A 12,659-nucleotide genomic window follows, 5' to 3' on the forward strand; every position below is an offset into this window, starting at 1 on the left:
GGAAGTCCTCTCAGTCCTCGAGCGCGTCCGGCGCGAGCCCCAGCTCGCCGGAGCGGCCGGAGGTGATCAGCTCGATGACCTGGGTGCGGTCGACCTCGGAGATGGGGACGTCCGCGGCGACCCGACCCAGGTACAGGGCGGCGACCCGGTCGGCGACCTCGAACACGTCGACCATGTTGTGGGTGATGAACACGACGGCGTGGCCGGTGTCGGCGAGGCGGCGGACCAGGTCGAGCACCTGACGGGTCTGCGCGACGCCGAGCGCGGCGGTGGGCTCGTCCAGGATGACCAGCTTGGACTCCCAGAGGACGGCCTTGGCGATGGCGACCGTCTGCCGCTGCCCACCGGAGAGGCTGGACACCAGCTGGCGCACCGACTTCAGCGTGCGCACCGACAGCTTGGTGAGCGTGTCCCGCGCGGCCTCCTCCATCGAGGCCTCGTCCAGGACGATGCCACGCTTGCGCTCCCGGCCGAGGAACATGTTCTGGACGACGTCGAGGTTGTCGGCCAGCGCGAGGTCCTGGTAGACGACCTCGATGCCCAGGCGCGCCGCGTCGCGCGGGCCGTGCAGCTGCACCGGCCGGCCCTCGAACTCGACGGTGCCGGAGTCGATCGGGTGGATGCCGGCGATCGACTTGATCAGCGTGCTCTTGCCCGCGCCGTTGTCACCGACGAGCGCGGTGACCTTGCCGGGGTAGACGTCGAGGTGGACGTCGTGCAGGACCTGCACGGCCCCGAAACTCTTGTTGACCCCGCGCAGGCTGAGCGTGGGCTGGTCCGAGGTCGTGGTGGTCGGGCTCTGTTCGAGTGCGGACACCGATGCGTCCTTCCGCAGGGGGCCGGCCCGTCGGGGGCCGGAGGGAGACAGTCTGGTGCCCTGGGGTCCGCGGGTGGCCGGGGACCCGCAGGGCGGGCGGCAGAGGGCCGGGGCGCCCGACTGGTGGGCGCCCCGGCCGGACCGGCTCAGGAGATGCCGAGCTCCTCGCAGGCAGCCGCGTACTCGCCCGTGCAGACGTCCTCGGCCGACTGGTAGCCGTCCTCGATGACCTGGTTCACGTTGTCCCGGAAGATGGAGACCGGCTCGAGCAGCACCGCCGGCACCTCGCGCTCACCCTCGGGGTCCTCGACCGAGCCCTCCACCTCGGGCTCCTCGCCGTTGACGAGGGCGACCGCGAGCTCGGCCAGGGCGTTGGCCTCCTCCTCGATCGGCTTGTAGACGGTCATGCACTGACGCCCCGCGAGGATGTTCTGCAGCCCCTCGACCGTCGCGTCCTGACCGGTCACCGGCACCTGCCCGGCGACGTTGTTGCGGGCCAGGATCGACACGACCGCGTTGGCCAGGCCGTCGTTGGCGGCCAGCACGCCCTGGATGTCACCGCCGGCCTGGGTGTACATCTGCTCGAAGACCGTGGCGGCCTCCTGGTTGTCCCAGTCGCGGACGGCCTGCTCGGCCACGACGGTGTACTGGTCCATCGGGTCGAGGACCTCGTGCGCACCCTGCGAGAAGAGGGTGGCGTTGTTGTCGTCGGGCGATCCGTTGAGGAAGGCGATGTTCGCCGGCTCGTCACCCAGGCACTGGGCCAGGCCCTCGCCCTGCAGGCGACCGACCTGCACGTTGTCGAAGGAGACGTAGTAGTCGCTCTCCCCACCGAGGGTCAGCCGGTCGTAGTCGATCGTCTGCACGCCCTGCTGCTCGGCCTGGCGCTGGATCGCCGCGCCGGAAGCGGAGTCGAGGTTCGTGATCGCCAGGACGGTGACGCCCTCGGTGATCATCTGCTCGGCGATGGTGGCCATCCGCTGGGCGTCGCCCTGCGCGTTCTGGATGTCGTACTCGACACCGGCCTCGTCGAAGGCGGCCTCGAGGAGCGGGCGGTCCGCGGACTCCCAGCGGGCCGAGGACGCGGTGTCGGGGAGGATGACACCGATCTTGCCGGCGGCGTCACCGCCGTTGCCGCCACCGCTGCCACCATTGCCGCCGCTGTCGTCGCCACCACACGCGGCCAGCCCGAAGACCAGGGCCGCAGCGATCGCCGTCGTCACCGTGCGCCGTCGCGCCATGAGAGGGACCTCTATTTCGTTGGGGTTGCAGAGAAATTCCGGCGGGTCATCTTGCGCATCCGTTGCTTGTGACCGCAAGCACACCCTGAGGCCGTTGCCGGACCGTGATCCGGAACCCCCTCGATCGGGTCCGTGCCGCGCTTGGCCCGCCGGTTACCGACGGGTAACTTCTAGCCGGACGGGCCCCACCGGGCCCGCTACGAACTCCTGCGGAGGTCCCATGTCCCGCTCGCTGCGTGAGGTCGTCTTCGTCGACGGCGTGCGCACCCCCTTCGGCAAGGCCGGTCCGAAGGGCATCTACGCCGAGACGCGCGCCGACGACCTGGTCGTCCGCTGCATCCGCGAGCTGCTGCGCCGCAACCCGGCGCTGCCGGCCGACCGGGTCGACGAGGTGGCCATCGCCGCCACCACCCAGATCGGCGACCAGGGCCTGACCCTCGGCCGCACGGCCGCGCTGCTGGCCGGGCTGCCGAAGACGGTCCCCGGCTACTCGATCGACCGCATGTGCGCCGGCGCGATGACCGCGGTGACCACCACCGCGTCCGGCATCGCCTTCGGCGCCTACGACGTCGCCATCGCCGGCGGCGTCGAGCACATGGGCAACCACCCCATGGGCGAGGGCGTGGACCCGAACCCGCGGATCGTGAGCGAGAAGCTGGTCGACCCCTCCGCGCTGGTCATGGGCTCCACCGCCGAGAACCTGCACGACCGGTTCCCGCACCTGACCAAGGAGCGCGCCGACGCGTTCGCGCTGGCCAGCCAGCAGAAGTACGCCAAGGCCGTCGCCAACGGGCAGATCGGCCCGGAGCTGGTGACCGTGGCGACCCGCTCGGCCGAGCACGGCTGGGGCGTCGCCACCGTCGACGAGCCGCCGCGGCCGCAGACCACCCTCGAGGGTCTGGGCACGCTCAAGACGCCGTTCCGCCCGCACGGGCACGTGACCGCCGGCAACGCCGCCGGTCTCAACGACGGCGCCACCGGCTGCCTGCTCGCGGCCGAGGACGTCGCCCAGGAGCTGGGCCTCGACATCGGCATGCGCCTGGTCGGCTACGGCTTCGCCGGCGTCGAGCCCGAGGTCATGGGCATCGGCCCGGTGCCCTCGACCGAGAAGGCGCTGGCCCGCACCGGCCTCTCCATCTCCGACATCGGCCTGTTCGAGCTGAACGAGGCCTTCGCCATCCAGGTGCTGGCGTTCCTCGACCACTTCGGCATCGCCGACGACGACGAGCGCGTCAACCCGTGGGGCGGCGCGATCGCCGTCGGCCACCCGCTGGCGTCCTCCGGCGTCCGCCTCATGACCCAGCTGTCCCGCCAGTTCGCCGAGCGGCCCGACGTCCGCTACGGGCTGACCGCCATGTGCGTCGGCCTCGGCATGGGCGCCACCGTGATCTGGGAGAACCCGAACTGGGAGGGGTTCCAGAAGTGACGAACGCCGTCTTCGAGAACGAGGTCGTGACGCGCGCCCTGGTGCGGTTCGTGACCCACCCGGGCCTGGCCGGGGAGATCGCGCTGATCACCCTGGACAACGGGCACGACCACACCCGCCCCTCCACCTTCGGCCCGGGCGGCCTCGCGTCCCTGGACGCCGCACTGGACGAGGTCGCGGCGCACACGCCGGCCCCGGCGGCGATCGCCGTCATCGGCAAGCCGTTCATCTTCGCCGTCGGCGCCGACCTCTCCGGCGTCCCGTCGGTGACCGACGAGGCGACGGCACGGCAGATCGCCGAGACCGGCCACCGGGTGTTCCGGCGGCTCAAGGACTCGACGATCCCGACGTTCGCGTTCGTCAACGGCGTGGCGCTGGGCGGCGGCCTGGAGCTGGCGCTGCACTGCCACTACCGGACGATCAGCGGCACGGCCGCGGTCGCCTTCCCCGAGGCGTTCCTCGGGCTGGTGCCCGGCTGGGGCGGCACCCAGCTGCTGCCGAACCTCATCGGCATCGACGCCGCCGTCACCGTCATCGTCGAGAACGCCCTGGCGCAGAACAAGATGACGCCGGCGCCGAAGGCGGCGAAGCTGGGCATCGCCGACGCCCTGTTCGAGCCGGCCGACTTCCTGGAGCGGTCGATCGAGTGGGCCGTCGGCGTGCTCGACGGCTCGGTGGCGGTCTCCCGGCCCGAGGTCGACCGCTCGGCCTGGGACGACGCGATCACCCGCGCCCGCGGCATCGTGGCGGCCCGCACCCGCAACGCCTCCCCCGGCGCCGTCCGCACCGTCGAGCTGCTCGACCTGGCGCGGGCCGGTGTCGAGGGCGAGGCCTTCACCGCCGGCACCGCCGCCGAGGACGACGCACTCACCGAGCTGCTGATGAGCGACCCGCTGCGGGCCTCGCTCTACTCCTTCGACCTGGTGAACAAGCGGGCCAAGCGACCGGCCGGCGCGCCGGACAAGTCGCTGGCCCGGAAGGTCACCAAGGTCGGTGTCGTGGGCGCCGGGCTGATGGCCTCGCAGCTGGCGATGCTCTTCGTGCGCCAGCTGAAGGTGCCGGTGGTGCTCACCGACATCGACCAGGCGCGCGTGGACAAGGGCGTGGCCTACGTGCACGGCGAGCTGGACAAGCTGGCCCAGCGCGGGCGGCTCAGCTCCGACAAGCTCAACCAGCTCAAGGGCCTGGTCACCGGCTCGCTGTCCAAGGACGTCTTCGCCGACGCCGACCTCGTCATCGAGGCGGTCTTCGAGGAGATGTCGGTGAAGCAGCAGGTGTTCGCCGAGGTCGAGGCGGTCGTGTCCGAGACCTGCGTGCTGGCGACCAACACCTCGGCGCTGTCGGTGACCGAGATGGCCGCCAAGCTCGAGCACCCCGAGCGCGTGGTCGGCCTGCACTTCTTCAACCCGGTCGCCGTCCTCCCGCTGCTGGAGGTCGTGCGCGCCGAGCAGACCGACGACGCCACGCTGGCCACCGCCTTCGCCGTGGGCAGGTCGCTGAAGAAGAGCTGCGTGCTGGTGGCCGACGCCCCGGCGTTCGTGGTCAACCGGCTGCTCACCCGGTTCCTGGGCGAGGTCACCTCGGCCGTGGAGCAGGGGACGCCGGTCGAGGTGGCGGAGCGGGCGCTCGACCCGCTGGGCCTGCCCATGACGCCGTTCGAGCTGCTCTCGCTCGTCGGCCCCGCGGTCGCGCTGCACGTCGCCGAGCGCATGCACGAGGCATTCCCCGACCGGTTCGCCGTCGGCGAGGGGCTCAAGCGGGTCGTCGAGCTCGGCAAGTCGAGCGTCTTCGTCGAGCCGGGCGTCGTCGACCCGGAGCTGGCGGACGCCTTCGCCGGCGACCAGCCGCTCACCGCGGAGCAGGTGCACGACCGCGCGGCGGAGGCGCTGGCGCAGGAGATCCGGCTGATGCTGGACGAGGGCGTCGTGCAGGCGGTGCAGGACATCGACCTGTGCATGATCCTGGGTGCGGGGTGGCCGTTCTGGCTGGGCGGCATCTCGGCCTACCTGGACCGCACCGGCGTCTCGGAGAAGGTCACCGGCTCGCGGTTCCTCCCCCAGGGCGTGGCCTCCCTCCCCGCGTGATGATGATCAGGTGACCTGATCGTTCCGGGTCCTGGCTCACGGTCAGCGCTGAGCCAGGACCCCACACGGTGAGCCAGGACGCACGGCCCCGCACGTCGACGACGACGCGCGGGGCCGTTCGTCGTCCGCCACCGCTCAGCGGTAGCTGTCGACGTACTCCTCCGAGGGCGGGATCACCGTGATGACGTCGACCAGCACGCCCTCCGGGCCCGCGAGCACGAAGTGCCGCTGCCCGAACGCCTCGGTGCGCAGCGGCAGCACCGCGGTGAGCCCGGCGTCGAGGACGAGCCGGCGGTACTCGGCGTCCACGTCGTCGACCTCGATGTTGACCAGCACCCCGGCGGCAGCCGCGCCGCGGTGGGACGCCGGCACGGTCGGGTGGTCGGGATCGAGCACGGCGAGCTCCCAGCGCTCCCGCCGGAGGCTGACGTACCAGTCGGACTCGAAGGTCGGCTGGAAGCCGAGGTGCTGCCGGAAGAACCCTGCGGTCGCCTCGACGTCGTGGCTCATCAGCACGGGGTACACGCTCGTCACGGACATGACGGCTCCTTACGTACAGTCTGTCGGTAAGTGTCGCCGACGTTATACCTGCACGCTGTACGTATACAAGGAGGTCCGGTGCCACGACGCAGCCGGGAGGAGAGCGAGGCCACCGCCGCACGCGTGCTGGAGGCGGCCACCGAGCTGTTCGCCCGTGACGGGTACGCCCGGGTGGCCCTCGAGGCGGTCGCCGCGGCGGCCGGGGTCACGCGGGGCGCCGTCTACCACCACTACGCGGGCAAGGCCGAGCTGTTCCGCGCCGTGGTCAGCGGCGTCCAGTTGCGGGTGGCCGATGCGGTCGCAGCCGCAGCCGAGGCGGAGACCGACCCGTGGCGCGGGCTCGAGGCGGGCTGCCGGGCGTTCCTCGCGGCGAGCTCCGCGCCGGGGATGCGGCGGATCGTGCTCGTCGACGCGCCCGCCGTCCTCGGCTGGCAGGAGTGGCGGACGGCGGACGCCGCCGGGTCGGGGCGGCTGCTGGCCGAGGCGCTCACCCAGCTGCACGACGCCGGCCGGCTCGGGGACCGTCCGGTTGGCGCCACCGCAGCCCTGCTGTCGGGGGCCATGAACGAGGCCGCGCTGTGGATCGCGGCGGAGCCGGACACGGCCGCGGCGATCGAGGAGGCCTGGGCGCCCCTGTGCGACATGCTCCGCGCCCTGCGCCGCGACTGAACCGGCACCCGCCCGCCGTGCTGCGACGCCCGGGGTGGGACGCCCGTGCCCGGTCCCGTACCGCCCGGCGCGCCGGGACCGACCGCTCAGCCCCCTCCGGTCAGGAGCGGCTCACCCGACGCCGCGCACGGCCTCCTCGGTGATGTGCACCCCCTCGGCGAAGCGGGCGGCCTGCTCCGGCGACCAGCCCAGCGCCCGCGGGACCTGGACGGCGACCGGCTGGCCGGTCACCGGGTCGACGTAGTGCAGCAGGTGCTCGACGCCGATGTCGACGGCTCCCGGCGAGTCCGGATCGACACCGCCGTCCACGACCACGCCGTCGGTCGTCCCGACACGGACCGGCACTCCCCCGGACGGGGCGGGAGCGTGCGTCGAGCGCAGCAGCACGGTCAGCTTTCCCGCGTACTGCGCCGGGTCGGTGTTCTCCGCGTCGGCCGGCGCGATGGTGAGCGCGTGCTCGGTGACCCCCTGCACGACCCACCCCTGCGGCACCGCGTCCACCACGAAGCCGGCCGGCTGGACACCGGTGTAGTCGACCAGCGCGATCCCGGCCGTCGCGATCCGGGGCGGCTCGTCCGGCGGCGCGGACGGCGGCACCGCACCGCCGCCCAGCAGAGCGGCGCCGGCCAGCGCGCCGGCCGCGAGCAGCCCGGCGACGCCGGAACGCCGGACCCGCCGACGGGCCAGCGCACGACGACCGCGGGCGAGGTCGGCCCGCACGGTCTCGGGTCGCACGGTGGTGTCGACCGAGGCGGCGGCCTCGCGGAGCAGCGCGGAGAGGTTCACCGGTTCCTCCCGCAGGTCGAGGCGGTGCGGTTGTCGTCGACGGGTACCGGACCCGCCCGATCGGGTGTGGCATCCGGCACCGGGGCCGCACCCAGCGCGCGACGCAGGTGCTCCAGCGCGCGCGAGGTCTGGCTCTTGACGGTGCCCTGCGAGCAGTTCAGGACGTCCGCGGTCTCCGCGACGCTGAGCTCGTGCAGGTAGCGGAAGACGACGGCGGCCCGCATCCGCGGCGGGAGCTCGGCCAGCGCCGCCCCCACCCGGCCCAGCCGGTCGTCGGTCTCGGCGGGCGCGTGGTCGGCCGCCACGTCGGGGAGCTCTCCGTGGGAGCGCTCGCGTCGCCGCCACGGGCGTCGTGACTCGTCGACCAGGGTGTTGACGAGGATGCGTCGCGCGTAGGCCAGGCGGGCCTGGGGCGCGCGGACCCAGTGCCAGGCCAGGTAGAGCCGGGTGAGGGCGATCTGCACGAGGTCCTCGGCGAGATGGGTGTCCCCCGCGGCCAGCATGGTCGCGGTCCGCAGCAGGTCACCGCGGTGGCGGACCACGAAGTCGTGGAACGCCTCGTCCCGAGCCGTCCTCACGGCATGTCCGTTCCGTGCATGACTGGAAGACGGAACCGGCGTCGCGGAGGTTGCATGACCGCCGGCCCCGCCGGACGGACTCAGCGGAACTTGGCGGTCAGGCTCTCCATCGTGCGGTTCACCGACGCGACCTTGATGTGCGAGAGCCCACCGGCGGCGCCGGCCGCGAGCATCGCCTCGTGCGCGGCCCGCAGCGTCGCCCACACCTCGTCGGCCTCGCCCTCGAGGGTCGTGCCGAGCGCCCCGACCTCGTAGCGCAGCCCCGACGCCTGGATGACGGCGATCGCCGCCTCCACGTGGGCGTGCGGGTCCTCCGCGGTGCCGGGCGGCGACGGCGCCACCTGGATCTCGGCGATGACGGTCATCGCCGGCCCTCCTCGACCGACTCGACGACGTGCTCGTCGCGGGACTCGGCGAGCCGGGCCGTCCACTCGGCTATCCGGCGGGCGACGTCCTGCTCGGTCAGCCCCGCGTCGGCCAGCACCTGGCCACGGCTGCCGTGCTCGAAGAACTGCTGCGGCAGGCCGAGGGTGCGCACCGGCACGTCCACGTCCCGGTCCTGCAGCGCCTGGGAGAGCGTGGTCCCCACTCCCCCGGCGCGACCCCCGTCCTCGACGGTGACCACCAGGCGGGAGCCGGCGGCGAGCTCGAGCAGCTCTTCGGAGACCGGCAGCACCCACCGCGGGTCGACGACGGTCACCTCGATGCCGTGGTCGGCAGCGCGCTCGGCGACCGCCAGGCACATCGGCACCATGGAACCGACGGCGACCAGCAGCACGTCCCGCCGCTCGCCGCGGCGCAGCACGTCGACCGGCCCGCGCCGCTCGACCGCCGGGATGTCCGCCGGCAGGGAGCCCTTCGGGAACCGCACGACCGACGGCCCGTCGGAGACCTCCACCGCCTCGCGCAGCTCCTCGCGCAGGGTGGCCTCGTCGCGCGGCGCGGCCAGCCGCAACCCCGGGACGACCGAGAGGATCGACATGTCCCACATGCCGTTGTGCGAGGCGCCGTCCTCACCGGTCACCCCGGCGCGGTCGAGCACCACCGTCACCGGCTGGCGGTGCAGCGCGACGTCCATGAGCAGCTGGTCGAACGCCCGGTTGAGGAAGGTGGAGTAGACCGCGACCACCGGGTGCATCCCGGCCATCGCCAGCCCGGCGGCGGAGGTGAGCGCGTGCTGCTCGGCGATGCCGACGTCGAAGGTGCGCTCGGGGAACCGCTCGGCGAACGGCGCCAGCCCCGTCGGGTGCAGCATCGCTGCCGTGATGGCGACGACGTCGGGACGCTCGGCGCCGACCCGCACCAGCTCGTCGGCGAAGGCGTCCGTCCAGGGCCGCCCGGTCTTGCGGGCGCTGGTCCCGCTGTCGGGGTCGAAGACGCCGGTGGCGTGCCAGGCGTCGATCTGGTCGGTCTCGGCCGGCGGGTAGCCGAAGCCCTTGGTGGTGACGGCGTGCACGATCACCGGCCCACCGAACGAGCGGGCCCGCCGCAGCGCGGACTCCATCATCTCGACGTCGTGACCGTCGACCGGGCCGACGTACTTCATGCCGAGGTCCTCGAACATGCCCTGCGGTGACAGGACGTCCTTCAGCCCCTTCTTGATCGCGTGCAGCGCGTCGTAGAGCTTGGTGCCGACGACGGGGGCCCGGTGCAGCGCCTGCCGGACGGCGGCCAGCGCCTCCTCGTACCCGGGGCGCAGCCGCAGGGTGGCGAGTGCGTCGGCGACCCCGCCGATCGTGGGCGAGTAGGAGCGCCCGTTGTCGTTGACCACGATGACGACCGGGCGGTCCTGGGCCGCGGCGATGTTGTTCAGCGCCTCCCAGGCCATGCCGCCGGTCAGTGCGCCGTCCCCGATCACCGCGACGACGGGGCGGGAGTCACCGCGGATGGCGAAGGCCTTGGCCAGGCCGTCGGCGTAGGACAGCGACGTCGAGGCGTGGCTGTTCTCCACCCAGTCGTGCTCGCTCTCGGCGCGGCTGGGGTATCCGGAGAGCCCACCTCGCTGGCGCAGCCGCTCGAAGCCCTCGACCCGGCCGGTCAGCATCTTGTGCACGTAGGACTGGTGGCCGGTGTCGAAGACGATGGGCTCGCGCGGGGAGTCGAACACCCGGTGCAGGGCGATCGTCAGCTCGACGCAGCCGAGGTTCGGGCCGAGGTGCCCCCCGGTCCTGGCCACGCTGGTGACCAGGGCGTCACGGACCTCCGCCGCGAGGGCGGGCAGCTGCTCGGGGGGAAGGGCTCGAAGGTCCTCCGGACCCCGCAGCGATCGCAGGAGCGGCACGGTGCGGCGGTGTCCTCTCGGTCTGGGCGGAGGCTGCTGAGCAGCCGCCGACCCACTGTAGCTGCGCTTCACGGGTACTTCCGGTCGAGCGGGTGCTGCGGATGCAGCTCACAGCGCCCCGGTTCGCTCCACAGGGGCTCCACTCGTCGCTCACCCCGCGCTCACAGCCGGGGAACCCACCGTTCACCCCGCAGCGCACCGCCGACCACCTCCACCCCGCGGGCGGCGGCGGCCAGCCGGGCACCCTCCCGTTCGTAGGCACCCATCGCCGCCTCGATGGCCTCGGGCGGGAGCTGGTCGGCGAGCTCGACGCGCAGGGTGCGCCAGCCGGCGCGGGCGGCCTCGAGGCCGGCGGCGACGTGGTCCCCGGCGAACCGGGCCAGCAGCACGGGATACCGGCGGAGCACCTCGTGCGCGCGGTAGTCCGGCGGGACGAGGTCGAACAGCCAGGCGACGGCGGTGCGCTCCCAGTCGGGCGCGCCGGGTGGGCGCACCTCCTCCGGCCAGCCCGGCGGCAGCGTCCTGTCCACGGCGCCAGTCTGCCGCACCGGTCGAACATCCGTTCGACGGCGTGCCGGTGCCCGGGTGCCCGCGTCAGCCGGCGGGCGGCGCCGTCGTCAGGAGCCGACCTGCCGCTTGAGCCAGAACTGCTCGAACCCCCAGGTGCCGGCACCGCTGGAGTGGTAGCTGACGAGCTCCCACCCCTCGGCACCGAGCTTGTTGAGCACCGAGCTGGTGTCGCCCTGCTGCCGTTCCGACTGACCGCCGGGGAGCTTGACGCTCACTCCGGCCCGCTGCGACTCGGCGTCGTTCGCGGTGATGACCGAGGCGTATTCCCACGTGGGCACAGGGAGACGGTATCCAATGGGCGTCCGGCGGGTGACGGCAGCAGGACGGGAGGCGGTTCCGTCGCGGTCACCGACCGGCCGGCACCAGCAGCGCCACGCACTCCACGTGGGCGGTCATCGGGAAGGCGTCGAACCCGCGCAGCGCGGCCAGCCGGTAGCCGGCCTCCCCGAACGCCGCGACGTCCCGGCCCAGCGCGGCAGGGTCGCAGGCCACGTAGACGACGGCGCGGGCGCCGCTGCCGGCCAGCAGCCGGCTCACCGCCGTCCCGGCACCGGCGCGGGGCGGGTCCAGGACGACGACGTCGGGCGCGGCGCCGAGCTCGGCGAGCAGGCCCGCCAGCCCGTCGGCGTCCACCTCGCCCTGCCACACCTCGGCCTGCGGGAGCGCGGCCAGGTTGGCGTCGGCCGCGGCGCAGGCGCCCGGGTCCTGCTCCACGCACACCACCCGGCCCTGCTCGCCGACGGCGGGGGCGAGAGCACCGCCGAAGAGGCCCGCGCCGGCGTAGAGGTCGAGGACGAGCTCCCCTGGACCCGCCGCGGCGAACTCCGCCACCGCCGCGACGAGCGCGTCGGCCGCGGCCGGGTGCACCTGCCAGAAGCCGGTGCCCTCGACCTCCCAGTCGCGCCCGCCCGCCCGCCGCTCGGCGCGGCCGGCCGGCTCCGCGGGCAGTTCCTCCCCCGCCCGCAGCACTTCGGTGGCCTGCACCCGGCCCCGGCGGTCCAGCCGGGCGGTGGTCACCGTGCCCGCCGAGTCGACCGAGACGTCGACCGCGCCCGCCCCCGGCCAGCGCCGTCCGAGCACCGCCCGCGCCGCCGGCTCCACGGTGATCGGGCAGTCGTCGAGGAGCACCACGTCGTGCGACCGGTGCCGCCGCAGGCCGGGCGCGCCGCCGTGGTCGACGGCGAAGCGGGCCCGCGAGCGCCACCGCAGGGCGCCACCGGGCAGCTCCTCGACGGCGAGGCCGGCCACCACCGGGTCCTCGGGGTCGAGCCTGCCGAGCCGGACCAGCTGCTCCCGTACCACCGCGGCCTTGAGCCGGTGCTGCTCGGCCGGCTCCACGTGCTGCCAGTCGCAGCCGCCGCACTTCCCGGGGCCGCTGTACGGGCAGGGGCGCTCGACCCGTCCCGGTGCCGCGACCAGCACCTCGACGGCATCGGCGCGGCAGAAGCCGGGGTGCCGGTCCTCGGTCACCCGGACCCGCACCCGCTCGCCCGGCAGGGTGTGCCGGACGAACACCACCCGGCCCTCGTGCCGGGCGACGCAGTGCCCGCCGTGCGCGACCGGACCGACCTCGACCTCGAACTCCCGCCCGAGCCATCCCAGGCCCTTGGGAGCGTCGGGCGCCTTGGCCGCGGTGCGCCTGCGGCCCCGCTGCAGGGCCCCGCCCC

The 12,659-nt window shown here is 73.7% G+C and carries 13 protein-coding genes; 3 read left to right on the forward strand and 10 right to left on the reverse strand.

Translation table 11 applies throughout. From position 1 onward, the window contains the following. Positions 1 to 10: 10 nt before the first annotated feature. Together ACI79K_RS02415 and ACI79K_RS02420 are read right to left on the reverse strand one after the other, a co-directional pair. Positions 11 to 817: an ATP-binding cassette domain-containing protein gene (locus ACI79K_RS02415; RefSeq protein WP_456598865.1), complete on the reverse strand. Its 807-nt coding sequence runs from the start codon at positions 815 to 817 to the stop codon at positions 11 to 13. Positions 818 to 963: 146 nt separating this feature from the next. Next, positions 964 to 2,058, reverse strand: coding sequence for a sugar ABC transporter substrate-binding protein (locus ACI79K_RS02420; RefSeq protein ID WP_456598866.1), 1,095 nt, complete (start codon positions 2,056 to 2,058; stop codon positions 964 to 966). A gap of 220 nt (positions 2,059 to 2,278) precedes the next feature. Between ACI79K_RS02420 and ACI79K_RS02425 the strand changes: the two genes are divergently transcribed. Next, positions 2,279 to 3,484, forward strand: coding sequence for a thiolase family protein (locus tag ACI79K_RS02425; RefSeq protein WP_456587774.1), 1,206 nt, complete (start codon positions 2,279 to 2,281; stop codon positions 3,482 to 3,484). Then, a complete protein-coding gene (locus tag ACI79K_RS02430) occupies positions 3,481 to 5,568 on the forward strand; it encodes a 3-hydroxyacyl-CoA dehydrogenase NAD-binding domain-containing protein (protein ID WP_456598867.1) in 2,088 nt (695 codons plus the stop codon). The genes ACI79K_RS02425 and ACI79K_RS02430 overlap by 4 nt, the downstream gene beginning before the upstream one ends. Before the next feature lie 135 nt (positions 5,569 to 5,703). Here ACI79K_RS02430 and ACI79K_RS02435 read toward each other — a convergent pair whose 3' ends face one another. Continuing rightward, positions 5,704 to 6,108 carry a VOC family protein gene (locus ACI79K_RS02435; RefSeq protein WP_456598868.1) on the reverse strand — a complete coding sequence of 135 codons (405 nt, stop codon included), beginning with the start codon at positions 6,106 to 6,108 and terminating at the stop codon, positions 5,704 to 5,706. A 78-nt stretch (positions 6,109 to 6,186) separates the two neighbouring features. Here ACI79K_RS02435 and ACI79K_RS02440 point away from each other — a divergent pair, with 78 nt between their 5' ends. Beyond that, entirely contained in the window at positions 6,187 to 6,777 is a 591-nt protein-coding gene (locus tag ACI79K_RS02440) for a TetR family transcriptional regulator (RefSeq protein ID WP_456598869.1), read from the forward strand. Positions 6,778 to 6,888: 111 nt separating this feature from the next. Here the strand turns inward: ACI79K_RS02440 and ACI79K_RS02445 are convergent, their stop codons facing one another. The 7 genes from ACI79K_RS02445 to ACI79K_RS02475 form a co-directional block, all read right to left on the reverse strand. Continuing rightward, complete coding sequence (locus ACI79K_RS02445) at positions 6,889 to 7,563, reverse strand: hypothetical protein (RefSeq protein ID WP_456587770.1); 675 nt, start codon at positions 7,561 to 7,563, stop codon at positions 6,889 to 6,891. Further along, the gene (locus tag ACI79K_RS02450; protein WP_456598870.1) at positions 7,560 to 8,141 is read right to left on the reverse strand and encodes a SigE family RNA polymerase sigma factor; all 582 of its coding nucleotides are present in this window, start codon (positions 8,139 to 8,141) and stop codon (positions 7,560 to 7,562) included. Before ACI79K_RS02450 ends, ACI79K_RS02445 begins: the two co-directional genes overlap by 4 nt. A gap of 80 nt (positions 8,142 to 8,221) precedes the next feature. After that, positions 8,222 to 8,506 carry a thiamine-binding protein gene (locus ACI79K_RS02455; protein ID WP_456596430.1) on the reverse strand — a complete coding sequence of 95 codons (285 nt, stop codon included), beginning with the start codon at positions 8,504 to 8,506 and terminating at the stop codon, positions 8,222 to 8,224. Then, on the reverse strand, positions 8,503 to 10,422 hold the full coding sequence (gene dxs / locus ACI79K_RS02460) for a 1-deoxy-D-xylulose-5-phosphate synthase (protein WP_456598871.1): 1,920 nt from the start codon (positions 10,420 to 10,422) through the stop codon (positions 8,503 to 8,505). Before dxs ends, ACI79K_RS02455 begins: the two co-directional genes overlap by 4 nt. Before the next feature lie 161 nt (positions 10,423 to 10,583). Beyond that, positions 10,584 to 10,952 carry a hypothetical protein gene (locus ACI79K_RS02465; protein WP_456587766.1) on the reverse strand — a complete coding sequence of 123 codons (369 nt, stop codon included), beginning with the start codon at positions 10,950 to 10,952 and terminating at the stop codon, positions 10,584 to 10,586. 87 nt (positions 10,953 to 11,039) lie between these two features. Next, positions 11,040 to 11,270 carry a DUF4177 domain-containing protein gene (locus ACI79K_RS02470; RefSeq protein ID WP_456587765.1) on the reverse strand — a complete coding sequence of 77 codons (231 nt, stop codon included), beginning with the start codon at positions 11,268 to 11,270 and terminating at the stop codon, positions 11,040 to 11,042. 67 nt (positions 11,271 to 11,337) lie between these two features. Continuing rightward, the gene (locus tag ACI79K_RS02475) at positions 11,338 to 12,648 is read right to left on the reverse strand and encodes a class I SAM-dependent RNA methyltransferase (protein WP_456598883.1); all 1,311 of its coding nucleotides are present in this window, start codon (positions 12,646 to 12,648) and stop codon (positions 11,338 to 11,340) included. Positions 12,649 to 12,659: the final 11 nt, after the last annotated feature.

It is taken from the genome of Blastococcus sp. SYSU DS0616, from assembly GCF_054051015.1.